21 protein-coding genes are annotated in these 26,793 nt (G+C 54.8%); 6 read left to right on the forward strand and 15 right to left on the reverse strand.

Annotation, left to right across the window (positions count from 1 at the left end; all coding sequences use genetic code 11):
* Positions 1–32 precede the first annotated feature (32 nt).
* Positions 33–2,228 carry an OsmC domain/YcaO domain-containing protein gene (locus IHQ43_RS14965; protein WP_192561096.1) on the forward strand — a complete coding sequence of 732 codons (2,196 nt, stop codon included), beginning with the start codon at positions 33–35 and terminating at the stop codon, positions 2,226–2,228.
* 67 nt (positions 2,229–2,295) lie between these two features.
* Here IHQ43_RS14965 and IHQ43_RS14970 read toward each other — a convergent pair whose 3' ends face one another.
* The 7 genes from IHQ43_RS14970 to IHQ43_RS15000 all read right to left on the reverse strand — a co-directional run bounded on the left by IHQ43_RS14970 (position 2,296) and on the right by IHQ43_RS15000 (position 10,417).
* On the reverse strand, positions 2,296–3,591 hold the full coding sequence (locus IHQ43_RS14970; protein ID WP_192561097.1) for a carbohydrate porin: 1,296 nt from the start codon (positions 3,589–3,591) through the stop codon (positions 2,296–2,298).
* 84 nt (positions 3,592–3,675) lie between these two features.
* Entirely contained in the window at positions 3,676–6,081 is a 2,406-nt protein-coding gene (locus tag IHQ43_RS14975) for a glucose/quinate/shikimate family membrane-bound PQQ-dependent dehydrogenase (RefSeq protein ID WP_192561098.1), read from the reverse strand.
* Positions 6,082–6,455: 374 nt separating this feature from the next.
* Positions 6,456–6,716 carry a hypothetical protein gene (locus IHQ43_RS14980; RefSeq protein ID WP_192561099.1) on the reverse strand — a complete coding sequence of 87 codons (261 nt, stop codon included), beginning with the start codon at positions 6,714–6,716 and terminating at the stop codon, positions 6,456–6,458.
* A gap of 12 nt (positions 6,717–6,728) precedes the next feature.
* Positions 6,729–7,961, reverse strand: coding sequence for a radical SAM protein (locus IHQ43_RS14985; protein ID WP_192561100.1), 1,233 nt, complete (start codon positions 7,959–7,961; stop codon positions 6,729–6,731).
* Positions 7,958–9,220, reverse strand: a complete 1,263-nt coding sequence (locus IHQ43_RS14990) for an MFS transporter (protein WP_192561101.1) — start codon at positions 9,218–9,220, stop codon at positions 7,958–7,960. Before IHQ43_RS14990 ends, IHQ43_RS14985 begins: the two co-directional genes overlap by 4 nt.
* The gene (locus tag IHQ43_RS14995; protein ID WP_192561102.1) at positions 9,171–10,169 is read right to left on the reverse strand and encodes a radical SAM/SPASM domain-containing protein; all 999 of its coding nucleotides are present in this window, start codon (positions 10,167–10,169) and stop codon (positions 9,171–9,173) included. The genes IHQ43_RS14990 and IHQ43_RS14995 overlap by 50 nt, the downstream gene beginning before the upstream one ends.
* Before the next feature lie 80 nt (positions 10,170–10,249).
* The gene (locus IHQ43_RS15000) at positions 10,250–10,417 is read right to left on the reverse strand and encodes a hypothetical protein (protein ID WP_192561103.1); all 168 of its coding nucleotides are present in this window, start codon (positions 10,415–10,417) and stop codon (positions 10,250–10,252) included.
* Between the two features lie 590 nt (positions 10,418–11,007).
* Here IHQ43_RS15000 and IHQ43_RS15005 point away from each other — a divergent pair.
* Together IHQ43_RS15005 and IHQ43_RS15010 are read left to right on the forward strand one after the other, a co-directional pair.
* Entirely contained in the window at positions 11,008–12,225 is a 1,218-nt protein-coding gene (locus IHQ43_RS15005; protein WP_192561104.1) for a GAF domain-containing sensor histidine kinase, read from the forward strand.
* 138 nt (positions 12,226–12,363) lie between these two features.
* On the forward strand, positions 12,364–12,879 hold the full coding sequence (locus tag IHQ43_RS15010) for a cupin domain-containing protein (protein ID WP_192561105.1): 516 nt from the start codon (positions 12,364–12,366) through the stop codon (positions 12,877–12,879).
* Positions 12,880–13,459: 580 nt separating this feature from the next.
* Here the strand turns inward: IHQ43_RS15010 and IHQ43_RS15015 are convergent.
* Both IHQ43_RS15015 and IHQ43_RS15020 read right to left on the reverse strand, forming a co-directional pair.
* On the reverse strand, positions 13,460–14,389 hold the full coding sequence (locus IHQ43_RS15015; protein WP_192561106.1) for a hypothetical protein: 930 nt from the start codon (positions 14,387–14,389) through the stop codon (positions 13,460–13,462).
* 137 nt (positions 14,390–14,526) lie between these two features.
* Entirely contained in the window at positions 14,527–15,636 is a 1,110-nt protein-coding gene (locus tag IHQ43_RS15020) for a hypothetical protein (RefSeq protein ID WP_192561107.1), read from the reverse strand.
* A gap of 381 nt (positions 15,637–16,017) precedes the next feature.
* Between IHQ43_RS15020 and IHQ43_RS15025 the strand changes: the two genes are divergently transcribed.
* Positions 16,018–16,611: a hypothetical protein gene (locus IHQ43_RS15025; RefSeq protein WP_192561108.1), complete on the forward strand. Its 594-nt coding sequence runs from the start codon at positions 16,018–16,020 to the stop codon at positions 16,609–16,611.
* A 354-nt stretch (positions 16,612–16,965) separates the two neighbouring features.
* Here the strand turns inward: IHQ43_RS15025 and IHQ43_RS15030 are convergent, their stop codons facing one another.
* The 6 genes from IHQ43_RS15030 to IHQ43_RS15055 all read right to left on the reverse strand — a co-directional run bounded on the left by IHQ43_RS15030 (position 16,966) and on the right by IHQ43_RS15055 (position 24,212).
* Complete coding sequence (locus tag IHQ43_RS15030; RefSeq protein ID WP_192561109.1) at positions 16,966–18,348, reverse strand: LLM class flavin-dependent oxidoreductase; 1,383 nt, start codon at positions 18,346–18,348, stop codon at positions 16,966–16,968.
* Positions 18,349–18,383: 35 nt separating this feature from the next.
* Positions 18,384–19,229: an amino acid ABC transporter permease gene (locus IHQ43_RS15035; protein WP_192561110.1), complete on the reverse strand. Its 846-nt coding sequence runs from the start codon at positions 19,227–19,229 to the stop codon at positions 18,384–18,386.
* Entirely contained in the window at positions 19,226–20,047 is an 822-nt protein-coding gene (locus IHQ43_RS15040) for an ABC transporter substrate-binding protein (protein WP_192561111.1), read from the reverse strand. Before IHQ43_RS15040 ends, IHQ43_RS15035 begins: the two co-directional genes overlap by 4 nt.
* Before the next feature lie 173 nt (positions 20,048–20,220).
* A complete protein-coding gene (locus IHQ43_RS15045; RefSeq protein ID WP_192561112.1) occupies positions 20,221–22,611 on the reverse strand; it encodes a TonB-dependent siderophore receptor in 2,391 nt (796 codons plus the stop codon).
* A 118-nt stretch (positions 22,612–22,729) separates the two neighbouring features.
* Positions 22,730–23,710, reverse strand: coding sequence for a FecR domain-containing protein (locus tag IHQ43_RS15050; RefSeq protein WP_192561113.1), 981 nt, complete (start codon positions 23,708–23,710; stop codon positions 22,730–22,732).
* Positions 23,697–24,212, reverse strand: a complete 516-nt coding sequence (locus IHQ43_RS15055) for a sigma-70 family RNA polymerase sigma factor (protein WP_192561114.1) — start codon at positions 24,210–24,212, stop codon at positions 23,697–23,699. Before IHQ43_RS15055 ends, IHQ43_RS15050 begins: the two co-directional genes overlap by 14 nt.
* A 386-nt stretch (positions 24,213–24,598) precedes the next feature.
* Between IHQ43_RS15055 and IHQ43_RS15060 the strand changes: the two genes are divergently transcribed.
* On the forward strand, positions 24,599–25,141 hold the full coding sequence (locus IHQ43_RS15060; protein WP_192561115.1) for a DUF3833 domain-containing protein: 543 nt from the start codon (positions 24,599–24,601) through the stop codon (positions 25,139–25,141).
* 25 nt (positions 25,142–25,166) lie between these two features.
* The gene (locus tag IHQ43_RS15065) at positions 25,167–26,705 is read left to right on the forward strand and encodes a cryptochrome/photolyase family protein (RefSeq protein ID WP_192561116.1); all 1,539 of its coding nucleotides are present in this window, start codon (positions 25,167–25,169) and stop codon (positions 26,703–26,705) included.
* Positions 26,706–26,793: the final 88 nt, after the last annotated feature.

Consider the following 26,793-nt stretch of genomic DNA (forward strand, 5'->3'; position numbering starts at 1 on the left):
AATTTGTTTAGCCCGCTATTCTGGTAACCCGCATGGAAATCAAGGTCAATTTTCTCGACAACCTCCGACTCGAAGCCAAGTTCGATGACTTCACGGTGGTGGCCGACCAACCGATCCGTTACAAGGGCGATGGCTCTGCACCGGGTCCGTTCGACTATTTCCTGGCGTCGTCGGCCTTGTGCGCGGCTTACTTCGTAAAGTTGTACTGCAGTACCCGCAACATCCCGACCGAAAACATTCGTCTGTCGCAGAACAACATTGTCGATCCGGAAAACCGCTACAACCAGATCTTCAAGATCCAGGTCGAGCTGCCGTCAGACATCTCCGAAAAGGATCGCCAGGGCATCCTGCGCTCGATCGACCGTTGCACGGTGAAGAAGGTGGTGCAGGCCGGGCCGGAGTTCGTGATCGAGGAAGTCGAGAACCTCGACGCGGATGCCCAGGCCCTGCTGATGCCGGCTTCCACCTCCGGCGCGGGCACCTCCATTGCCGGCAAGGACCTGCCGCTGGAACAGACCATCGCCAACATGTCGGGGATTCTGGCCGACCTGGGCATGAAGATCGAAATCGCTTCGTGGCGCAACATCGTGCCCAACGTCTGGTCGCTGCACATCCGCGATGCCCAGTCGCCGATGTGCTTCACCAACGGCAAGGGTGCGACCAAAGAGGGCGCGCTGGCCTCGGCGCTGGGCGAGTTCATCGAGCGGTTGAACTGCAACTTCTTCTACAACGATCAGTTCTGGGGCGAAGACATCGCCAATGCCGAATTCGTGCATTACCCGGACGAGCGCTGGTTCAAGCCCGGCGCCAAGGATGAGCTGCCTGCGGAAATCCTCGACGAGTATTGCCTGGGCATCTACAACCGCGATGGCGAACTGCGCGGCTCGCACCTGTACGACACCAACTCCGGCAATACTCAGCGCGGCATCTGCTCGCTGCCGTTCGTGCGCCAGTCGGACAACGAAGTCATTTACTTCCCGTCCAACCTGATCGAAAACCTGTTTCTCAGCAACGGCATGAGCGCCGGCAACACCCTGGCCGAAGCACAGGTGCAGTGCCTGTCGGAAATCTTCGAACGGGCGGTCAAGCGCGAAATCCTCGAAGGCGAAATGGCTCTGCCGGATGTGCCGCAAGAGGTGCTGGCGAAATACCCGGGCATCCTCGCCGGCATCCAGGCACTGGAAGAGCAGGGCTTCCCGGTGCTGGTCAAGGACGCGTCGCTGGGCGGTGAATTCCCGGTGATGTGCGTGACCTTGATGAACCCGCGCACCGGCGGCGTGTTCGCCTCGTTCGGCGCGCACCCGAGCTTCGAAGTGGCGCTGGAGCGCAGCCTCACCGAGTTGCTGCAGGGCCGCAGCTTTGAAGGCCTCAACGATCTGCCACAACCGACCTTCTCGGGCCAGGCCGTGACCGAACCGAACAATTTCGTCGAGCACTTCATCGATTCCAGCGGCGTGGTGTCGTGGCGTTTCTTCAGCGCCAAGGCCGACTTCGAATTCGTCGAGTGGGACTTCTCCGGCAATGGCGAAAACTCCAACGCCGAAGAGGCCGCTACGCTGTTCGGCATCCTCGAAGACATGGGCAAGGAAGTCTACATGGCGGTCTACGAGCACATCGGCGCCAAGGCTTGCCGCATTCTGGTGCCGGACTATTCGGAGATTTATCCGGTAGAAGACCTGATCTGGGACAACACCAACAAAGCGCTGCAATTCCGTGCCGACATCCTCAACCTGCACAACCTGAGCAAAGTCGGCCTGCGCAATCTCGCCAAAGGCCTGGAACACAGCGAGCTGGACGATTACACCGACATCACCACGCTGATCGGCATCGAGTTCGACGACAACACGCCATGGGGCAAGTTGACCATCCTTGAACTGCGCCTGCAGATCTACCTCGCCTTGCAGAAGTACGAGCAGGCCAAGGATCTGGTCGAGGCCTTCCTGCAATACAACGACAACACCGTCGAGCGCGGCTTGTTCTATCAAGCGGTCAACGTCGTGCTGGAAATGGAGCTGGACGAGGATCTGGAGCTGGAAGACTACGAAGCCAACTTCCGTCGCATGTTCGGCGACGAGCGCATGGATGCGGCGATCGGCTCGGTCAACGGCAGCGTGCGCTTCTACGGCCTGACGCCGACCAGCATGAAGCTGGAAGGGCTGGATCGACACCTGCGCCTGATCGAGAGCTACAAGAAACTGCACGCGGCGCGGTCCAACTTCGCGGGTTGATTCCGCTGGCGGCACGGACAAAAAAAGCACCTTCGGGTGCTTTTTTTGTGGTCGACAATCGTCGGCTTCAGAGCGCGGCTTTCACCTGCAATCCAAACACCAACGCATTGTCGATGTCCTGCCCGGAAAACGCACCCGGCTCGATGATGTATTGCACATTCGGACGCAGCGTCAGCCATGGGGTGGCTTGATAGCCGTAGCCGAGTTCGATCAATTGCTCGGCGCTGTCCAGATCGGGAAACGCTGCGCCATTGGCCATGGCTGCGTCCTGTTGCACATCGCGGCTGCGCGGGTTCGGTACTGCGCGGCCGTAGCCCAGCGCCACGGTGTCGCGCGGGCGGCCTTCGAACGGTTTGTACAGCACCAGACCGGTGCCGTACCACTTGCTGAACGGCGAAGCCGCTTCGCTGGCCGCCGAGTATTGGCCGAAAGCGTGCAGGCTGCGGCCTTCGGAGGCGTCAGAGGCCCACACAGCCTGGTCAATCAGGACGTAATGGCCGCCGCGTCCGGACACTTCCTTGTCACTGCCGATGCGTTTGACGTCGGAGCTGTCGTAGTAATAACCGACCTTGTACTCGCCTGGCAGTTTGCCTGCCTGCTTGTAGACCAGCTCGATCGGCACCACGGTGCCGGTGGTGTGTTTCGGGCCAAGGTGCCAGGCACGACTGGAATTGCCGTTGCTTTGCGGGTCGACATTGAACGCCGCCACTCGCAGTTGCCAGGCAGGGGAGAGGTCGTATTTCACCCGGACACCCAGGTGGGCGTTGGGATAGTTGGTCCAGCCGCTGCCACCAGACATGTTCAGCGGATGGCCGCAGAAGCCGGCGTTCATGAAGTTGCAGAGAATGCCGCTGTCGAGACCGCCGAGGTCATTGCCCATGGCCATGTAGCCGAGTTTGACGTTCAGCGCCGGGGTAAACATGCGCTCGTAGCTGAGTTCGGTGAGGCGCGTGTAGAGGCCGCCGTAGTTTTCCTGGATCGGCAGACGGTTGCCGACCAGATCTTCCGAGGCGCTGTTGCCGCGCCGGTCGTTGATGCTCAGTTGGATCTTGCCGGCGTTGTCCACGCCGTACAGTTTGCTCAGATCAAACTGCGCGCCGAGCTTGATGTTCTGCGAGTAACGGGCGGAGCGGTGCAGGCCGCCGTCGGCGTTGTAGGCGGTTTCGCCGGTGTAATCGCCGGTAAACTTGATGCCGTCTTCGTCGAGTTGGTGGCGCAGGCCGCCCCAGTCGCCGGTCAGGGTATTGCGGGTGAACACGTTCGAATCGGTGTCGGCGAGGGCGGGCAGGGCAGCGCCGCAGGTGAGACCGAACAGCATGCCGGTAAAGACCCCGGCGTGAGAAAAGCGAACAGCCAATGACATTGCGCAAATCCAGAGCGAAAGATATGAAACGACGCGGCACCCGAAGGTGCCGCGCACAAGTGAAGTGAAGGAGGGCGCCGCGGTTTACGGCAGGGCGTACGCCATCACGTAGTCGCCGCGATCGGTCGACTGGCGAGCACCGCCGGCGGTGATGACTACGTATTGCTTGCCGGTTTTCGGCGACACATAGGTCATCGGGCCGCCCTGGCTGCCGACCGGCAGACGTGCTTTCCAGACTTCTTCACCGTTGCCGCTGTTGAACGCGCGCAGGTAAAAGTCCTGGGTGCCGGCGATGAAGATCAGGCCGCCCTGGGTCGACAGCGTGCCGCCGAGGGTCGGCAGACCGATCTTGATCGGCAGGTGCATGCGGATGCCGAGCGGGCCAGTGTCTTCAACGGTGCCGACCGGAACCTGCCAGGCGACTTTCTGGGTCTTCATGTCGATGGCGGTCAGGGTGCCGAACGGCGGCGCCTGACACGGAATACCGGCCACCGACAGGAAGCGGTTTTTGTTCACGGCATAAGGCGTGCCTTTCAGCGGCACGGCGCCCATGCCGGTGTTCAGCGCTTCGCCACCGGAGGTTGCCTGACCTTTGTTCTGCGACGGGATCATCTGAATCCACAGGCCCAGGCGCATGTCATTGACGAAGATGAAACCGTGCACCGGGTCAGTCGAGATGCTGCCCCAGTTCATGCCGCCCAGCGAACCCGGGAAACTCAGGGATTTGTCAGTGCCCGGCGCGGTGTACAGACCGTCGTAGCGCATCGACTTGAAATCGATCCGGCACAGCAACTGGTCGTACGGCGTGGCGCCCCACATGTCGGACTCGGTCAGGTGTTGAGCACCGATTTGCGGCATGCCGACCGATTTCGGCTGGGTTGGCGAGTAAGGTTCGTTTGGAATGTTCGACGCCTTGACCGGCACTTCTTTAACTTCGGTCAACGGTTTGCCAGTGGCGCGGTCGAGCACGTAAATCTGTCCGGCCTTGGTGCCGATCACCAGCGCCGGCACGGTTTTACCGTCCTTGGTGAAGTCGATCAGGCTTGGCTGCATCGGCAGGTCGAAGTCCCAGAGGTCGTTGTGCACGGTCTGGTAGACCCACTTTTCTTCGCCGCTGTTGGCGTCCAGGGCCAGGATCGAGGCGCCGTAGGTATGATCCAGCTTGCTGCGCTCGACACCATAGATATCAGTGGACGAACTGCCCATCGGCAGGAAAACGGTATTGGTCGCCGGGTCGTAGGACATCGGCGCCCAGCTGTTTGGGGTGCTGCGCACGTAGGTGCTGCCGTCTGCCGGTGCCTTTTTATCCTGCGGATTGCCCGGGTCGAATGCCCAGCGCATGGCGCCGGTCATCACGTCGAAACCACGGATCACACCGCCCGGCATGTCGGTCTGCACGTTGTCGGCAACGCGACCGCCAACCACCACGGTGGTGCCGGCCATCAGCGGCGCGGAGGACAGTTGATAGTAGCTGTCCGGGACATCACCCAGACCGGCCTTCAGATCGACCTGGCCGTTGGTGCCGAAACCCTGGCAGAACTCGCCGGTGTCGGCATCGACCGCGATCAGGCGGGCGTCGATGGTGTTGGTCAGCAGACGGCGCGTGCAGTTGGCGACCGGTGCGACCGGGGTCTCGGCCACTGGCGAGTCAGCCGGTTTGGCGACGGCGGCGCTGGCGTCGAAATACGCCATGCCACGGCAACGCTGCCAGACTTTCGACTGGGCATTGATCGCGTTTTTCCAGAGTTCTTTACCGGTGTCGGCATCCAGCGCGATCAGGTTGTTGTGCGGGGTGCAGATGAACACTTTGTTGCCGATCTGCAGTGGAGTCAGCTGGTCTTCCGCACCGTTGCCGTCACTCTCGGCGATGTCGCCGGTGTGGTAGGTCCAGGCGACTTTCAGCTTGTCGACGTTGCTGCGGTTGATCTGATCCAGCGCGGCGAAGCGGCTGCCACCCTCGGTATTACCGTAGTGCGCCCAGTCTTTCTGCGCCTTTTCCGGCTCGACCGGCGTCAGGCCCGGACCAGTGCCGGTAGGGGCGACCGTCGGGTGCGCAACGAACATGTTGCCGGCAGCCACGGCCAGTCCAACCGCCAGAACAGCCGCAACGCCGTAAGCACCGCGACCTGCAACGTCACCATTGGCACGTTTGAGCAGCGGGTAGACCAGCGCGACAACCAGACCCACGGCGCTGAACATGAACAGGCGCGAGAACACCGGCCAGAACACCAGGCCCGCATCGCTCACGGCCCAGATGGCGGTCCCGACCAGAAACGCCGCAAACAGCCACGCACCGGCAACCTTGCGACAAACGATCAGCAGACCGGAAATGGCCATCGCCAGACCACCCACCAGGAAGTACCAGGAGCCTCCCAGGCTGACCAATTTCACACCGCCAGCGGCCAGTGCCAGGCCGAGGAGGGCGATGATCACGCCCAGCCCGACCAGAATGAATGTTGATATGCCCGAGAGGCGTTGACTCTGCTTCACGTTGAATGTCCCGTTGAAATGAGGGGGGCATTATATAGTTAGGTAACTATCTAGTTAAATCACTAAATCAGAATGAAGTGTAGTTTGCTGCTCAATGGCGCACCAGAACGAGGTCAGGCAACGCCAGTAGGCTTGGGAAGCGTGTTGAAACGTGAGCGAAAGTGTTTTTTTTTGCCAGGGAGGTCGGGATTTTTGACAGGTATGATCGGCGCAGGGACATAGGGAGTAGCGCCCCGGCGCCGCCAAAAAAGACGAAGCCTCCTGTCCACGGACAGATGGCTTCGAGGCATTTCAGTGACTCATAAATGGGAAGAGATGCGCTTTGATGTTGCTACAAAACGTAGTCAGGTCGGATTTCGATGCAAGAAGGGTATTCACACCTTCCAGGCCTGCTCGGATGGCACCAGTAGCTTGCAATCTATGCAGAGTGTCCAGAATGACTCTACTTCCGCGTCGAGAAAACCTTCGCTACTGCACATATTCTGGAATGCCGTCAGGTCAACCGGATCGCTTGGTGATAGCTTCGAAATTATTTCGTAGCCAGAGTGGTTCAATTTGTAGATTTTGAAATTGATCGGATCCAGAAAGCAGCGATCGTTATGGCGGGGGATCAGGTTTGTATTGATCTGGTACACGTGATAATCCTTCTAGAAGAAATTAACAAGGTCGCGAGACAGGTTGTTATTGATGAGTCTGTATAACGCATCCTCGGAATCCAGCAGCGCATTTTCGTATTGGTAAAACACATCGGGATGAATATTGTTTTTTAGCTGAAAAAGTGCCCATTCATTTGCAACAAACTCCTTCTCGTGATCATTGCTCTTGCGAGGGTCGATTTCCAGTGTGTCAGTGGCGATATGACCTATTTCATGCAAGGTAGTAAAAAAGCGTACAACCTCCGGAGTTTTTTCATCCAGGACAATGTGAAACTTCTCATTGAATTTGTAGACGATAGCGTTTGCCCCAAGTTCTGAGGAGGTCGTTTCGATCGTCGAAATTCCATAAACCTGCGAGAGACTGGATATCGTTTTCTGAAAAAAAGACCTGATTAACTTGTTCGTGTGACGCGTATAAATATCAGAGATACCTTCCTGGTAAATATTACCGATTTTCGGCTTCGCTTCATCCGTTGAAACACCACCATCCGCAGATATCACAATGTCCGGACTGACGCGTACCTTTTCGAGTGGTGCAGTTGAACCGAGGTCGTAGCCAGGGCAGATTATCCAATCGGTCTTATCGTATCGAACATTAAAGTCATGAGCTTTCTTCAAGACTGATTTGATTTCATCCGCATTCAAAGGCGTGCAGCTTTTTACAGGTGAGAACTCCAGATAAAATGTCAGCTTTACGGAAAAGGCATTCAATTCAAGACAGAGTTTGAATAGCTCACTTATCTCACCCGCATTGGCACTATGAATACACAAGGCAACGTTAAGATTAAGCCCGGCCGAGACTATGCGCTTGGCTGCGTCGCACACTTCTTCAAAGTTTCCGGGACGCCTGATACGGTCGTGCGTTGCGGAAGTAGCACCATCCAGACTTACCTGAATGGTCGGAATGCCGGCAGCCAAAATATCCTGAATGATTGCATCGTTCAGATTTACTCCCGTGCAGGCAACCAACGGCAGCATGTTCTTTGATTTGATGAGCTGTAATATTTTCAAGAATTCCGGATGCAGGACTGGATCACCACCCGCGATGATTATTGTATACACCCCATGGAATTGTGCTTCGCTGATAATGGCTTCAATTTTTTCGTAAGCCAGACGAAATTTATTGATTTCACCTTTCTGCACAATAAAACAATGAGGACACTTGAGATAACAGTCATATGTAATGTAGAGACTGAGAGAATAGGGGAGGTAATTTTTTCTCATCCCATGATCTCTTTGCTTGCGTAGCGGAATGCCAGAAGGGAAATCAGTGACAAGGCAGAAGCTATGCTCAGTATCGAGAAAATTGTATTTGAACCAAGAGATTCGGAAAACAATCCCGAAAGATAGGTTGCGACGCCTGTGATGGATGCTCGAAAAAAAGACGCTGTCGCCAAGGTAGTTGTTCGATCAGCACGACCGTTCTCGATATTGATATTGTAGATGTAAGAAGTCAGCGAAGGGTACATTCCCCGAACCATCTGATGGAAACAAATGGCCGCGACAATCGAGAACACATTCTTATCATCCAGAATCAATAGTGATGCTGCGAGGAAGAGCGAGAAAAATATCAGCTCAGGAAGACCAGTGGTAAGCAATCGCTTTTTAATATGGCTAAACACATATGCGCTTGCGGCGGAGAGGAGAAAAAGAGCTGAAAAAATCCCACCTACTTGATAGTACGGGACTTGAGCGGCCAATAGCAGCGGCTGGTAAAAATTGAACGCCACCCTGAGTGTCGCAAAAATGACGGCAGCGCAAAGAATAAAGTTGATCATGTACCACGATGAAAATGCATTCAGGAAGCCAGACTTCATAATGTTCAGGTACGATCGGCGGTCAGGCGCTCCCTCATGATGAAGATTTGTTGGCTTGGGCTCCTCGACATAAAGGGTGATGATGATGGTTGCCAGGCTCAGCAATATGATGTCCACGACCATGGGAAGGGCCAGATCTATCTCTGCCAATACGCCGCCAAGGATCGCAGCCACTGCCGCAGCGAACAGGGAAATGCTCGTCGACCTGGCCATTGCTTCGTGAAATTTATCTTCGGCTTCTCTTGATGCGTAGACATCGAACATCATCGACTGGAAGGAACTACCGGTAACAGCCGTGCCCACAGAAAACAACAGAGCAACAACAACGATAGGGATTTCATTTTTCCATAACAGCACTGACAACATAGCCAGGATGTAGACCACGTTGCCGACTACCAATGCTGTTTTTCTTCCTATTTTATCCGCTAACGCCCCGGCGGGAATTTCAATCAGCCAAAGAAAAAGAAAGCACAGCGCAAGCATCGTACTGTATTGTGCAAAAGTGTACCCTGCATAGGACAAATAAAAGATGGTAAGTACCGGCGCCAAAACCGATTCGACTCCGAAGAGCGATTGCAGATAGCTGAGGCGTCGCCATTTGTTTAGTACTGGATTATTATTCAAAGATATTTTTCCCATAGACGTTGTATGCCAGGTGACACCCATGCCGATGCACTTCCGAGAAGTTCTTTGCATCCTCGTAATTACTCGAAGCTAGTAGTTGACCGCGCCACTTGAGAAAAATTGGATCTTCGTTCCACACCCTTTGGATACTTTCAGAATCGACCATCGGCCGTGTTCGATCCTTCTCGGTGAGCATGTCGCACGCCGATAAAGAAAAATCGCTATTGATTACAATCGACGTCGTTGCTGCGCCACATCCAAAAGTAGAAGTGGCTGCGGTTTTTTTGTTATGCCATTTCACTTCATTGAAGAAAGGGCCGGCGACTATTTTTATGGAAGGATATTCTTGATGAAGATTCCAGAGTTCCGAACTGACCAAGCTACTGATCTGTGGGGTAAGACTATGACTATCGTCCAGGCCAGCGCCTGTTCCTGTTGGGACGAAAGCGCTGAACTTGATTTCTTGTACGCCAAGTCCATATGCGAGCTCAAAAATTTTCCGAGCGCTTTGATGGTTTTTCTTTGTTATCGTGATGGACAGGGTGACATTCATACCTGCCTCAACAAGTAAACCCACGCCGGTCATAGCCTTGGAAAAGTTTCCATCCCCCCTGACGCCGTCATTCAGTTGAGCAGTGTGCCCTTCAATACTGACTTGATAATTCACAGCACCAGAGGCTTTCAATTTAGCAACGAGGGCGGGGGTAATAAGGGTGCCATTGGTCACAATCAACAAGATCATCCCTTTTTCGGTAATGCGCTTGGCGATAATGGACAAATCTTTACGCACCATAGGTTCGCCACCAAGCAGAGTAATACTTCGAACCTGGTTGGCGGCGAGAAAGTCAATGGTGTCGAATATGCGCGGCAAATCGTTCTCTTGATAGGTGTAGTCTTCAAGATAACAGTGTGTGCAACGGATATTACACTTACTGGTGATGTACCATTTTACAAAAATGGGAAAGCCCAACGAGCAGACTTGGCTGGTCATTACGAATCCTTGTGATGAGGCATGTCTGATGATGCGAGCGACATGGGTTCCATATCGCTCGCATCATTTGATGCAAAGCGTTACATCAAGATCGCCTTGGTAGTACTTAGGCAACCCTCAATATTGATCATCTCCAGCGTTGGTGCAGGAAGTTTTTTCTTCCTCGCGTCAGGCTGAACTTGATCAATTTTTTGCTCCAGATGCTTCTTCTCGGCACTAACAGAGGAGGCACGATTTTCCATAGCCATACTATCTCCAATCTTGATGTATGCATGCTCAAGCGACATGCGCCAATGACATTAGCAATGCATGTGCCAATTCAAACAAATTTAGTAAGTTGTTGTTTTTTAATGGACGACAAAAAAAATAGAGCGGGTCAATCCATACTGAATTTCATTTGTTTATGTGCACATTCTGGAGCAAGTGGATCCAATTTGGTGCGATAAGTATTCGGGATTGTCCTGCACCAAGGGCGCCGGCGACCAAGTCCTGGGCCGACATCACGATGCCCGGATCCAGATGCTCATGCGAGGGTTTGGCGTTGCGCCGCAGGCGATTCGAAGAGATGCCAGGCGGATCGTTCCCCAATCACAGACTTGACGGTATTCACGCGAGCCAGCGCGATGCGCTTCAATGCCCAAATGGTTGCCTGCTCCATCGCCAACGAGAATCCCACAATGCGCAGCTTATGGAAGACCCTCGAGGGAGCCTCCCGTAATCTCCAAAAGCATCATAGATAGCGCCCGATGTCGAAGAGGGGGGAAGGGCAAGATACTTTGTCAAAAGCTGCGGCTTACGCTTTAATTTCAACTTGCCACTCACCCTATCGGCGATCTTGATGCCTTATCCGTCTGACTTTTCACACGACATCAGTGCGGTTGCCAGGATCGAGGCCGTCCCGCTTATTCTCAATATGGTGAAGCATGTTACCGGCATGCGCTTTGCGGCAATTGCGCGTGTCACCGAGACGAAATGGGTGGCCTGCGCAGTCGATGATTCTATTGATTTTGGGCTGATACCTGGCGGCGAGTTGGTGCTGGAAACGACGATTTGTCACGAAATTCGTCAGCACCGTCAGCCCGTTGTATTTCAGAATGCCAGTGAACATCCGGTGTACTCAACCCACCACACCCCTCGGGCATACGGCCTGGAAAGCTACGTCTCCATTCCTATCACCAGGACAAACGGAGATTTTTTCGGAACGCTCTGTGCTATCGATGAGGTTCCGGCACATTTTGATGAAGATGCGGTGTGCAAAACGCTAACGCTCTTTGCCCAGCTAATAGCAGTGCAACTAGACGTTTTGGCGGATCTTGATACCAAGACGATTGAACTGGCCGATGCAACCGAGACAGGCATTGTCCGGGAACAATTCATTGCCGTACTGGGACATGATCTCCGTTCGCCACTGAGCGCTATCAGAATGAGCGCCGATCTGCTGGAGGCCAAGCTTCCCGCCGGTCGCGAGCAGAAGCTTGCCACTGCAATACGACAAAGCTCGCAGCGGATGAATATCTTGATTGAAGATGTCCTGGATTTTTCTCGAGGAAAGCTGGGGGGAGGCATTCCGGTCAAACGAACTCTAGTAGATAACCTGGGTGACATTTTTATTGCCGTCATAAATGAAATCAGGACGAGTCATCCCCACGTCAAAATCCTTCAAGACGTGATCATTTCACCTGGGATCTTCTGTGATGCCGGGAGAATGGGACAATTGCTTTCAAACCTATTGGGTAATGCAGTGGCTCATGGAGCGCGTGATCACCCGATAGAGGTGATCGCGTGCATGCAAGAAAATCATATAGTCCTGTCAGTGAAGAACCATGGCCCGGAAATCCCCGACGTTTTGTTACCGTTACTGTTCCAGCCGTTTAAAAGGTCTGCAGGCGGTGGTCGAGGAGAGGGGCTGGGACTCGGTTTGTATATCGCATCTCAGATCGTAACGGGTCATAACGGGACGCTATCGGTAACCTCTACGTCAGATGCCGGCACGTGTTTCGTAGCAAGGTTCCCTGGCACCCTGGAGTGGACGCAAGCGGACCTGAATGTCCTTTAAATGATCTTATTGCCCGACTATTTCATGGCCGCCTCGGGCAATCGATTACCTGCAATCCGGTGAAATTCCAGCTAACTCGACTAAATGGTCGTTTAGTTGAGTTATTACAGACTGTATTTAGAATCAATGGAGCAGGTCATGAATTCACGTCCGATGACTGCGTCGAGCCTCATTGCAACACTAGCGCTTGAGCCTCACATCGAAGGCGGATTCTTTCGCAGAACGTACCAGGCCGATCATCGGGACAGGATCGGAACTGAAGGTGGTCAACGATTTCTGATGACGTCGATCTACTACTTGCTCACCGAGGAATCGCCGGTGGGACAGTTCCATTTCAACCAGTCTGACATCCTGCATTATTTCCATTTGGGCGACGCGATCGAGTACAACCTGATTCATGCCGACGGCTCACTGCAGACTTTGGTGATGGGCAGCGATGTTTTGGCCGGACAGCATCTGCAATTGCACGTACCGGGCGGAATCTGGAAAGCATCCAGATTGCTGAGCGGTTCGAACAGTTTTGGTTTGATCAGCGAAGCGGTTTCACCGGGTTTTGATTTCGCGGACATGGAAATGGGTAACCGGCAGAAACTCACAGCACAGTATCCGCAGCATCGAGCTCTGATTGAAAAGTTGACGCGTGACGAAGGTTGAAAGCTGCGCATTTCAAATGGATGGATCAGGAGGTACCAAGGATCAGGTCCTTTGAGAACGATGCTGTAGATTGAAACGGCGTACGCAACCGGGCTGGCTTTGTAATATTTTGTTACGTGTAATGTATATTATGTTAAACGACATGTCGTAGATTTTCACGAGCTGCCTAAGACGCTGATTCGACAAACCCTCTTCTGGCGGCCACATCATTAATACTCGGCCCGACCGCCCCCCCGGTACCGCAGCCTGACAGATGCGCAACTACAGGTCATTCGTGCACTGATTCGCTCAGGCGCCGTGGAGAATCCATTTCCGGAACGACTGCAGTTGCGCAACTGGCTGATGATTGAATTGCTACTGGAGACTGGTATTCGTCGTGAGAGCTTTTGAGACTCTCAGCATAAATGATCGCGAACATGATCCTAGCGACCGCGCACTGAAGAGACTGCGCTCAAAACATCTGGCTCAACCGGAGTTATTGCCTTCACTTTTGAAATCTCGCGAGGTAAAAGCATCAAAGAAAATTAAGACAGCGAGATCCAACTCTAAGTCAGAACTCGCTAGCACTTACCAACGGCGGTCAATCCCCAAAAATCTTGGTACATACGTCGGAAGAAGACTCAATAGCGTTCTGTGTTAAATATTTCTCTTCTCTTCGATATACTATATCGCTCAGATTCGATACTTCACCCGAATCCTTATCGTACGACCACAACAGCAAGGACCTTAGCGGGTGATTGGCAATTGCTTGCTTCGAGTTCGGCAGCATATTCGAATTGGCTTCAAATTCCTTTCCAAGATAATGGTTCACGCTGTTAGCCAATACGTCTGAGAGGAGAGTCATGGACGAATTCTCGCATACGATCTCAACTTTTAGGCCTGGATGGCTTGGTAAGTTATCTGCCGTTGCCTTCGATGAGCAATGAAGAAGCTCGCCGGTTGCTTTGTCGTAGACTTTGAACTCACGCTTCAATTCACCACTTTTCAGCAAGGACAGGTAGTCATCGAGCTCAATGAAGAGCTTTTTAATCACACCTTGATCCAGATTATCAGAGACCACCACCAACTCTACGCCCTTCTCTCTGAATTTGTGGACGGACGCAAGAACTTTAAGCATCAGTCCAATAAACAGCTTTGCATGCAGCAGCTCTTTGCTCGAACGATTGCCTCCCCTCCCATCGCAGAACTCAGACTGGTATAGCCCCTCGACATATATAGCTTCATACATCCATGGAATTTTCAGGTCAGTGAAAGCTTGGAAAATCACCCTTCGGGCTTGCTCTTGATTCGGCAGTTCGGTTATGTGAACTTTACCGGGCCCTTCAATATCAGAAAGTCTCTTTTCGATTTCCGTCTTGAATATTTCCAGGTACATGTCTGGAATGAGATATCCTGCAATGACTCCAAGTTCGCCAAGATAGCGCTCTCGCTTATCAGCATACCCCTTCCCGCCAGACTCATCGATGAATATGTAATGCCTTTTCATAATTTTCTCCATGAAAGCATGCATGCAGGCTGCTCGGGAAATCCCACGATAACTTCGGAACATGCCCAGTAGAAGGCACTAATGGGCTGATTGGTCCAGCCACCACAGGCTCAAGAAGGTCTGTCAGCGTAGCTGTACGGCAACCTCTCGTTGGTGTCGGCTTAGCCCCCCTTTCCCATCACCTTCATGATCCATTCATATGCCGCCACCGCCTTGCCCACAACATCGCCCGAGGTATTCACGAATTCCAGGGTCGATTTGATGAGGGTTAGCTGATTTCGGTTGATGCTGGTAGTGGCCACCTCTTTCCCTGGCAATAGGCCTTCAAGGTCCTTGAACAACTTGTCGCGGCTTTGAACCCAATGCTTGGCCTGTTCCGTGACGGATGGGATAAAGAGTCCACCTCGTTGAAGCTCAATCAGTGGTGCTCGACGGGTGTCTAGCTCTTCCGCAAGCTTCAACAAGCGTGTGATCTGCTCGTCTCTGAGAAATCTCTCAGACTCTTTGAAGGAGAACCGCGCGAGGACATTCTCCAGTATCTGTCGGCCCTGGCAGCCTTGAGCCACGTAGGACACCACCATCCGATGGTCATCGTCGTTACCACTATGCCGCCGAAGCACCTGATCCAATATTCTGGATATCTGACTCGTCTTTGCACTGATGCTGTTGACGAGATCTTGTATTCGTTCCAAGGCAGGGGGCAGCAAGTCTGCCATGCTCGAAATTTGTTTTTTGAAATTCGGGGTGCCGTCCACAATTATGCGAATTTTCTGAAGGAGCTCTATGAGATGCTCCATTGCCCAGTCCTTTTCCAATGAAAGGACGATGGATTCGTCAACCCCGTGCACGACGAGGCACAGGCAAGGCAGCTCGTCAGGTTTTACCTGAAAGATATCCATAAACTCCGGAACGAAACGGGCCGTCCCTCGTGCCGAAGTCTTTGCTACATGAGAGCGGTGGTGTTTCCATTCATCAGTCAGGTCTCGAAAACTTGTAGTGTCACGTAAAGGGAACGCGACGCCTGAAAAAGCCCCCACCTCACCAAGTCCCCGGTCGAGTCCCACAGCTGAGCTTCCAGTAGGGTCAAGCAAGATGAAGGCTACTTCGGTACCAAGCACCGCGTCCGCTGCTGAAAATTCTAGGATTAAGTCCTCCACCTTTTGCTGGTTTTGCAATTCCGGCGCCAGCATGATGCACATGATGCGTTGGCTTTCTTGTTTGACATGGAACCAGTCAACGAGCTCCTGGGGCGACGCGGCGGTGATCAGCATTGGTTTTCCTTTCTAATGCACAGTCAAATTTATAGTGTTTGATTCAAGGTGGTCAGGGCCACGCATTCGTTGAACTGGATGTTCAACACATGATCGCCATGGGCCGAACTGGCGGAAGTTTTCGATTTTCAATGCCGAGCGCTGTCCCCATCCTGGTTCAGTGGCAGGGAGCGAGCTTTTGCAGCGCAATCCTGGCAGGCATCCTCCTTGGGCATGCTAGCTATATGCCACGAAACACTGCAGAAGGCTACTCGATCACACCGATCGCTTGCGGGGAGTCAAATGCCATTTGATCTTTAAGTATTTGAAGATACCGTCGATATCGTTTGTGTTGATCCTTTTACTTAGGCCCCGAACACCGAGAAATAAGGCCCTGCAAAAATGGCAAGAAAAAAATCGAAGACGAGCACATCGTCGACAATGAAGCCAGCGTCTCTCACTCCCATAGAAAAAGCCAAGCTACAAAATTATCGCAACAAAATGGCAGCTGTGTGGCTCGCTATTACTTTCGTGTGGTTCGCGGGTGCCTTGCTTACCTTGGTAAACGCATCTGAAATTTTTGCTCGAGCCAACAAGCTCGATAACGCTTTTCAGATTGGATATGCAGCCATCACTATTGCGTTTATGGCTTATAGAGTGCGCTCCAGAAAGCTAATAGTCTCGTCCCCCACATTCACTCAGGACATGGACACTAGCATCCATAAAGCAAAGAAATTCAATAATATAGAGCTACTGAAAGGCACAATTGCCTTCGGCCTGATCTGGATTCCGGCGTTGCATTTTTCAGGCTTGCTAGATCCAGTGTTTATCTACTTCGGTATCTCCGCTTCCTCCGTCACAAATACTGCAGTTCAATGGCTAACCAGCGCGTTTGCATATCTGGCGAGCAACGCCCTGGCGGGCATCATCGGCGGTATCGCTTATGACCGCTTTAAGCGCAAACCCGAATCATCCAGCATTGATGGTTACGAATAAGCGTTGCTTATTATTCTGTTCGCCCGCCGCACTGCTGATTTCGCCAATCCCAGCAGCGTCCACTGCTCATGCACAGGAGCGGTGGACGACTCCAGATTGTGTAGAAAAAATTAATGGATTCCTGAGAAAGCGCCACTCCTGCTCCAGCATGTTCTGAACCAAAGGGAGGCTCCCCCTACCCTTCAGCCACTCCAGGACTACATGTTGTCTCTCATACTCGTTGAGTTTGTCCCATTCCTTTGCGACCGTCTCCTCGATTGCAATTACTGAGGAACGACGATGCCTTGGGCTACTGATCGCTGGATTTACACCATACCTCTATCCGCCGCGGCGTACGATTCATCACCCCCTTCCCTACAGCGCCCTGTCGAAACGAAACGAAGCCCCATAGGCCGAAGCAGGCAGGTGACTGGACTGATCTGCCCGCAACCGCGAGCGGAAAGTGCCACTCTGCGGTTGAGTACGGTACAGCCCACGCTTTTGCAATTCGGGAATAACCAGTTCGACAAAGTCCTCAAGGCTGCCTGGGCTGATCAATGGGTTGAGCATATAGCCGCTGGTGCCGGAAATACGCGCGTGCTCTTCGATGCGATCGGCGACTTGCTGCGGTGTACCGACGAGAATCAGGTCGCTGCCACGGGTAACGCTGGCGAAGCGCTTTTTCACATCCCCCGCCGTCAGCGGCTTACCACTGCCATCGGGGCGCATCACGTAAGAGGTCAGGCCCTCGGTGTGCGTCGAGAGCGCATCGCTGTCGGCGTAGCGGCTGATGTCGATGCCGGTGTCGCCGGCGTAACTGACCAGTTGTGCCTGCAAGTGATAGTTGCTTTGCAGCTCGTCGTATTTACGCTGGGCTTCGATTTCGGTTTTGGCCGTGACGATGCGCAACACCGTCAACGATTTCACGTCTTCACGTTGACGCCCCCGCGCCTGCGCCTTGGCCCAGATGTCTTCCAGGCCCTGACGAATTTCCTGCGGGTTGGACTTGGCGATGAAGATCAGTTCCGCATGTTTGGCGGCGAACTCTCGACCGCGTCCCGACCAGCCCGCCTGGATCAACAACGGTGTGCGCTGCGGGGACGGAGCGGTCAGATGCGGCCCGGCCACGCGATAGTGCGCACCCTCGTGATTGATCGGTCGCACCCGGTCGCCTCTGGCATACAGCTGGCGGGCCTTGTCGGCAACCACGGCGTCGTCGGCCCAACTGCCTTCCCACAGTTTGTACACCACGTCGAGAAACTCCTCGGCGCGCTCATAGCGATCGTCATGCTTGATCATTTCCTCCAGCCCGAAATTGCGGGCGGCGCTGGATAAGTAAGAGGTGACGATGTTCCACCCCACTCGCCCGTTGGTGAGGTGATCAAGCGTGCTGAAACGCCGGGCATGCGTAAACGGGTGCTCATAACTGGTGGTCACCGTGACACCAAACGCGAGGTTTTCCGTCACGGCCGCCAATGCCGGAATGATCATCAACGGATCGTTGGCCGGTGCTTCCACCGCCCATTTCATGGCCGCATCGGCATTGCCACCGAACACATCGTAGAAACCCAGCACATCACCAAAGAACAGCATGTCGAGGTGAGCCTGATCGGCAATCCGGGCCAGGTTTGACCAATAGCCCAGCGAGTTGATCGCCAGGCGTTCGTCCGCCGGGTGCGTCCAGAGGCTCGGCGCACCGCCGCACCCGACACTGGCTTGTTCATAGAGTGCAAACAACAGAGGTTTAGGATCGGACATCTTGGTTCCTGCAAGAAAATCATTGAACGGGCGAGTCATCGCTGATGCTTGAAGCCTCTGCCGTAATGGCGTTCGAGACGATGCTGGATCAGTTCGAGACCGATGGACAACAGCCAATAAATGACCGCTGCGGTGGTGAGCATTTCGATGTAGCGGTAGGACGAACGCCCGTACGACTGCGCCAGGAACATCACTTCCCAGACGCCCATGACCGAGATCAGCGATGAATCCTTGAGCATCGAAATGAACTGGCTGGTGGTCGGCGGAATGATCGTGCGCATGGCTTGCGGCAGGATGATATGGATGAACGTCGCGGCCGGTCTCAGGCCCAGTGCGGCAGCCGCTTCGCGCTGACCAGGGGCAACAGCAAGAATGCCGGCACGAAAAATTTCACTGAGATAAGCCCCATAGTTGAGCGACAGCGCGATGATCCCGGCGCTGATTGCGCCTGGCACCACGCCCAGCTGCGGCAGCCCCAGATAGATCAACAGGATCTGGATCAGCAGCGGCGTGCCGCGAAAGAACGAGGCGTAGAAGCTCGCGATGCCAAACGCCACGGCGCTGCTCGACAACCTGGCCAGCGCTGTGACAAAGCCCAGCAATAACGAAAACCAGATCGAGCAGAAACACAGGAATATCGTCAGCGCGGCGCCCTGCAAGAACCCGTTCGGCCCCAGATGCAGGCCGACCAGGTTCGGCCACTTTTCCAGAATGATCGAAAACTTCAGATCGAAGCGCATGAAAAACAGCACGCACAAGCCGAATAACGCCGCCCACGTCAGATACAGACGAGTGCGAAAGCCGAACAGCTGACGTGTCAGTTGCGGCTGCTTTTGCGGGGTGACAGTGGCTTTGGCCGGATGCGGGTTGATGGCTGTCATTGGCTGATATCAGAACCGATCCACTTGCGGGATATTTTGCTCAGCGTGCCGTCAGACTTGAGTTGCGCAATGACCTCGGTGACTTTCGCATTCCACTGCGGATCGCCCTTCTCTACCGCCACTACGTTCGGTTCGGCATACAGTGAATCTCCGGCAATCTTGAAGCGCGGATCCTGAGCGATGCGTTCACGCGCGGTGATGAGGTTGGTGACCATGGCATCCAGGCGCACGCCGGTGCCCAGTGCCAGATCCTGGAAGGCGACCGTTTCGTTGTCGTAAGGCGCGATCTGGACATTGTCGAACGGATAGCTCAACGGCTTGTCCTCGGCGCCTTCAATGACCAGATCCTTGTTCAGATAGGCCTCATAAGTCGACGCACTGATCACGCCGACCTTTTTGCCGGACAAGTCCTTTCCCGCGACGATGTCTTTGTCCTTTGCATTGACCACGATCACTGCCGGTGACTGGTAATACTCCACGGGGAAGTCGAACACTTCGGCCCGCGCCTTGCTCGGTGTCATCGAGCACACGCAGATGTCGTAGCGACCGTTCCAGTGCCCGGCGGCAATCACGTCCCAGGACGGCGTTTCGAGTTTCAGCTTGACCCCAAGGCGCTCGGCGACAGCTTTAGCAACATCCACATCGAAGCCGTCGAGTTGGTTCTGGTCGTTGAGAAAAGAGAACGGCGGGTAACTCTCCATCAGGACACCGGTGAGTTCACCTTTTTGCGTCACGCGATCAAGCGTCGGCCCGGCGAATGCTGCGGCGCAACTGGCGGCGAGCGCCAGGCCAAGTGTCAAATGTGTCGGGATCTTCAAGTGCGAATGCTCCAATCAGGAAAGCCTGATTAGATTAAAACGCACTATAAAATTAATATGTACTTCGTTTTAGGAATAAAAAGCTACGCTTAGGCTATATGGAATTCAGCCGTCAGCATTGACGGTGCCCGCTAGCGGGCACCACTTCCTATGGGAAAAAGCTACGCCCCGGCTTACCAGTTGTAACTCAATTTGGCGGTAATCTCGCGACCCGGATTGTAGAAGTTCGCCGTGCCGGAACCCACCACGTGCTGCTCATCCAGCAGGTTACTGAGGTTCACAGCAAGGTCGGTGCCCTTGGCGATCTTGTAGTTGAAAGCGGCGTCGAACAAGGTGGAGCCATCACTTTTGCCGGAGTTGGCTGCATCAAAGTAATAAGAGCCGACGTAGCGCGCACCCAAACCAACGCTCACATCAGTGCCCGGCACGTCGTAGTAGCTCCAAAGCGAAGCAGAATGCTTAGGTGCCGTGCTGAATTCATTACCCTTGAGGGAGCTACCGTCGTACAACGAACCGCGCACTACCTCGGACTCCATGTAGGAATAGCCGCCGATCAGGCTGAGGTTCTGCGTCACTTGCGCCTTGGCCTCCAGGTCGAGGCCTCGCGCCCGCGATTCGCCCACCGTCTGTTGCTCAATGATGCCGCTCGGCAGCACCACGGCGATGGTGACGTTTTCCTGGGTCAGGTCATAAACGGCTGCGGAGAACAGTGCGTCCATACCCATCGGCGCATACTTCACGCCCACTTCGTACTGCCTGCCCGTCTGCGGTGTTACGCCTACCTGCGGCGGCGAGACGGACTCCACCATGCTCACGTAGGTGGACACTTCATCGTTGACGATGTAAGTCAGCGCACCGCGATAGGAGGTTTCGGAGAAGTTGTCTTTCTCACTGGACTGCAAGCCTTTGCTGGTCAGATCCATCGAGTCGTTGCGCACACCACCGGTGACGATGAAACGCTCGTAGAACGACAGGTTCTGCTGAAGAAATACGGCTTTGGTTTTCGCGTCCCGCTTGTTGACGGCATACGGCGTGATTGAGCGTGAAACACCAGTGAACACGGGATTGGCAATGTCAATTGAGGTAGTCGGGGCGTAGACCGAGCTTTCCCTGGTGGTCGAATCGAGGTACTCCACGCCCACCAGGCTGCTGCTGTCGATGTTCTCGAAGCGGGCATCGTATTGCAGCATCAGATTGCCGTTGAACTGATCGGCTTCACTGTCCGTTCCAAACAGATACCGGTCAACCGTAGTGCCGACACGTGCGGCGCTGTCGCTGAGGTACACGTAGCCAAAATCATCGGTCAACTTGCTGTAACGCAGGTTGCTGCGCAGCACGAAGCCGTTGTCGAAGTCATGGGTGACGTTGCCGCTGAGGCTGGTGCGTTCGACGTTGTGAAAGTTGTAGCTGGGCTCACCATAAAACTTGCTGCGGTCGTATTCCTTGTCCAGCGGATAACCGCCGCTGTTGGGCGAACTGTCGGTTTTCAGATAGTCCAGAATCATGGTGGCCGACGTGTAATCCGTCGGTGCCCAGGTGAGGCCACCCATCACCAAACGGTTGTCGTCCTGCGAGTGGTCGTACTCGCGGTCGCTGTTTTGGCCTTTGGCAGTGAAGCGGCCAGCCAGGGTTTTTTCGTCGTTCAGAGCATCGCCCACATCGATGCCAGTCTCGACATGGTCAAAGGAACCGTAGGTCACATAGCCCTGGCCGAACTGCTCGAAGCGCGGCTGTTTCGTCACGAAGTTCACCGAACCGCCCGGGTCGGCCGGGCCAAACAGCGTGGAGTTGGCGCCACGCAGAATCTCGATACGTTCATAGGCGAAAGGATCTTCGCGTACTCCGCGCATCGAACTCAGGGTCAAGCCATCACGGTAGGTGGTGGCCTGGAAACCGCGGATCTGGAAATAGTCGTTGCGGTCGTCCGTGCCATAGAAGTCCGTGACCACACCAGGCGTGTATTGCAGCGCCTCTTCCGTGGTACTGACGCTGCGTTGCTCCATTTCCTTGTTGGTGACAACCGACACCGATGCCGGTGTGTTGAGAATGCTGGTTGCCACCTTGCCGCCAACCCAGAGCTCCTTGGCGACCACCGAGTTGGCGTCGTCGTCGGCACTGACCCTGACCTTGGCATTGATGATGAGGGGCGCAAGGCGGTAGTCCTCGACATCCGTTGCGTCGAGCTCCAGAGGGCCAGCGGGCTTTTGTTGAGGAACCAGCAGATAGGCATTCGGGCCTTGCTGTTCGATTTGCAATTCGCTCCCCTGCAGCAACGACGCCAGTGCGGCCGATGTCTCGAGCGTGCTGTTCACGCCCGAGGTGGTGCGATTGGCCACGCTCGGCGCATCGAACGAAAGACTGATACCCGCCTCGCGCGCAAAGCGATCGAGCGCTGGCGCCAGTGGGCCGGCAGCGATGTTCCACTGTTTGACTTGATGGGGGTGGTCGGCGCTCGACGTTTGCGCCAGCGACGGCAACGCGTAACTGCTCACGATCAAACCAAACATCGCACCCTGTATGGCACGATTCAGTGGATGGCGCTGTGAAACCGGGGACGAACTCATTTTCTCGCTCCAAGAAAGGACATCGGCAAACTGGCCTGTATTCCGGCCTTCCTTAGAGGTCGAACGAGAATGAGAAACCACCTCATTATTTTTTATAGTGTGAAAAGTCTGGATGGACTCAACTGGCAGCGGTCACGGTCACCCAATACCGGGTCCGATAATCAACGTGCACGCGCAGTGATTGCGCGACCAACGCCAGGACCTGATCGTTGTCGGCGAGCTGGAAGGTGCCGGAAACGCGCCGATCAGCCACCTCCTCGGCGCAGCGCAGTACCCCGGGGCGATAACGCGACAACTCCACGATGAAATCACCCAGGCGCATATTGCGCGCGCTGATCACCCCGTCCCCCCAGCTCCATGGATCAAGGCCGTTGTCCGTCAACGCACGAACACCACTTGATGTAAACAAAAGCTGATTTCCTGCCTGGACAACGCGGCTACCAGCAATTTGACTGGAGCCGGGGAAAGCCGTGACTGAGCCTCCCTGAGCCGCGACCAGAGTGCCATCGTCACGCTCGCGTGCAAGAAAGCGGGGACTCTGAGCGCGTATGATCCCGTCGCGGGTTTGTACCCAGAACGGTCGCGCTTGAGGCGAGTGTGGATCCGCGCCGACATTCACGATGATCTCACCACGCCGCAGGATGATCACGCGTCGCTGGGCGTCGAAATCGCTGTCGACGGCGCTGTCGCTATTGAGCTGGATAAGACTCCCATCATCGAGCTGGAAGCGTCGTTGCTCGCCGGTGCTACTGCGCTGCTGCGCAAGCATGGCCGGCAAGGGCGTGTAGTCCCGACCGAGCCAGGCCGCAGTGCCAACAGATGCCAATATGCCCAGTAGCTTAAGGCTTTCTCGCCGACGCATTCCCCGATCAGCGCCATTCAGGGTTTGCCGGGCCAATTGAGCTGGAACGCCAACCAACTCTTCCCCAAGCGTTTGCACACGCTGCCACGCCAACACATGCTCTGGGCGCTGCTGCAGCCAGTCCTCAAAGTTGCGCTGTGTTTGTTCATTGGCCTGATTGAAGCGAAGGCGCACCAACCATTGGATTGCCTGATCGACAATGGCCGGATCCAGCGCCTGCGGCTCACGCCTCGACATAACGCAATCGATAGCAGTGTTGCAGGGCCGTGGCCAGGTCGCGTTCCACCGTAGCGCAGGAAACACTCAGTTTTTCGGCTATTTGCGCGCAGGTCAGACCGTCGAGCCGGGCATATAAAAACGCCTGGCGAACTCTCGGTTTGAGCCTGTCGAGCATGCGGTCTATGCGCTCGAGCGAATCAAGAATCATCAGCCGGCTTTCTTCCGAGGGAACCTCGTGTGGCGGCAGTAACGCGACGCTTTCCAGGTAAGCACGTTCGAGTTCGCGACGACGATACTGATCAATCATCAGTCCGCGGGCGATGCTGCTCAGATAGGCGCGGGGTTCGCGCAAGGGGCTGGATTGACGGGATTTGAGCAGACGCACGAAGGTGTCTTGCACCAGATCTGCTGCGTTATCGCGACATCCAGTGCGTCGAAGTAGCCAGCCGTTCAACCAAGAGTGGTGGGTACGATAGAGCAGCCCTAGATCTGCAATACCTAGTGTTTCGTCGCTGCGCATCGGCATCCCGGTAGGTACATAATTGATAATGACTCGCATTCTACCCAGCCAGCAGGCCTGGGGCAAATACGAGGTGAGGTTCTTCACCGCTAGACAAAAAGATCGCCGTTTTATTGTCAGGTGGCTTCTTTGAGCCTATCTTGAGGAAACCTATACAGATACTTTGTTTTAGTACAAGTTTTAGCGATTTGGCCTTCGTCAGTTTTCCTGCCACTAGTGTGCTGAGTGTGCCCACTGTCAGCCGGTCATCACCGCGAAATCGAGGATTGTACGACGAAACACCCTGCAATCCTTGGACGGCAAAACCCTCTACAGCAGCTACCCTTCGTACAAGTAAATATTTCGAACCTTCCCCCTCAAAACCTGTGCAATCAGGGAGTAAGTCAATGACTCGATTCCTGCTGTTAATGGCACTGACGCTCAGCATTGCAAGCTGCACCAGCGTGGATGTCACGCGCTATGCCGATCAACAACCGGCACTCGATCTGGAGCGCTTTTTCAGCCAGCCCGTCAAGGCCTGGGGAATGTTCCAGAAGCGCAGCGGTGAAGTGACCAAGCGTTTTGAAGTCAGCATCGTCAGCCGTCGCGAAGGCAACAACCTGATTCTCGACGAGCGCTTCCTGTACAGCGACGGTACCCGCCAACAACGCGTCTGGACATTGACGCCACAGGGCCAGGGACGCTGGAGCGGTCGCGCCGGCGATGTAGTCGGCGTTGCCAACGGCCAGGTGGCTGGCAACACGTTGCACTGGCGTTATCGTCTCAACGTGTCGGTCGACGATTCGACCTATGAAATGAGCATGGACGACTGGATGTATCTGATGGACGAGGACACGTTGATCAACCGCACCCGCATGTCCAAATTCGGGGTTGAAGTCGGTCAGGTGACGTTGTTCTTCCGCCGCCAGGGCGCCGAATCAAGCCAATGAAACCGACAACGCAGAGCTCGACCGAATGAACGTTACCCGCCGCTTGTGCCTGGTACTGGGCGACCAGTTGTCCTTTGACCTGGCTTCATTACAGGCACTCGATGTCGAGCGCGACACGGTGCTGTTGGTCGAAGTCATGGAGGAAGCCAGCCATGTGCCCCACCATCCACAAAAGATTGCCCTGATCTTCAGTGCCATGCGCCATTTCGCCCAGGCCCTGCGAGAACAGGGTGTACATGTTGAATACGTCACCCTGGATGATCCCGAGAACAGCGGTTCAGTACCGGGTGAGCTACATCGCTGGCAAGCGCTGTTGCAGTCCGAGGAATTGCATGTCACCGAGTGTGGGGACTGGCGGCTGGAGCACTCGATCAAAGAATGCGGCTTGCCCATCCACTGGCACGCCGACACGCGTTTTCTGTGCAGTCGCGAAGAGTTCGCCGCATGGGCCGAAGGCAAAAAACAGCTGCGCATGGAGTTTTTCTACCGGGAGATGCGCCGCAAGAGCCGCCTGCTGCTCAATGGCGACGGCTCACCGGTGGGTGGCACGTGGAATTTCGATGCCGAGAATCGCAAAGCCCTGCCCAAAGGCGTGAAAGCGCCCTACCCGGCACGCTTCAATAACGACGCCATCACCTGCGAAGTACTGGCTCTGGTCAAGGCGCGTTTCAGCCAGCATTACGGTGCTCTCGATGACTTCAACTATCCCGTCACCCATGCCGATGCACAGGCACTTTGGGCGTACTTTCTCGATTACGGTCTGGCCGGGTTTGGCGATTACCAGGACGCCATGGCCAGTGATGAGCCGTTCCTGTTTCATGCGCGCATCAGCGCAGCGCTCAACATCGGCCTGCTGGATCTGCGGCAGCTGTGCAGCGACGTCGAGTCGGCGTACTGGTCCGGCAGCGTTGCGCTTAACGCCGCCGAAGGCTTCATTCGGCAATTGATTGGCTGGCGTGAATATGTGCGGGGCGTGTACTGGCTGAAAATGCCGGATTACGCGCTGGGCAATTCTTTTGGCAACAGCCGGCCGCTGCCCGAATTCTACTGGACCGGCGATACGCAGATGAACTGCATGCGCCACGCCATCGGGCAAAGCTTGCAGCACGCCTACGCGCATCACATTCAGCGGCTGATGGTCACCGGCAATTTCGCTCTGCTTGCCGGCATCGTGCCGAGTCAGATCTGCGAGTGGTATCTGGCAATTTACATGGACGCCTTTGACTGGGTCGAACTCCCCAACACGCTGGGCATGGTCATGCACGCCGATGGCGGCTTTCTCGGTTCCAAGCCCTATTGCGCCAGTGGCCAATACATCAATCGCATGTCGGATTACTGCCGAGGTTGCGCTTACAAGGTCAGCGAAAGCACGGCGGACAATGCCTGTCCGTTCAATGCGCTGTATTGGCATTTCCTGATGCGCCACGGTGAACTGCTGCGCGGCAATCAGCGCATGGCCATGATGTACAAGAACCTCGACCGCATGCCGGAAACGAAGCAACAGGCACTCTGGCAGCGCGGCGAGACGCTGTTGGCCCGCCTGGATAACGGGGAGACGATCTGAAATCAGCGTCCGCCCGCAGCGACCGTGGTCTATCGGTGAAACTTAACGATGACGCTACCTGTCAACGGATGAACAGTCATCAAGCCAC

This window comes from Pseudomonas gozinkensis (genome assembly GCF_014863585.1).
Classification (GTDB): Bacteria; Pseudomonadota; Gammaproteobacteria; order Pseudomonadales; family Pseudomonadaceae; genus Aquipseudomonas; species Aquipseudomonas gozinkensis.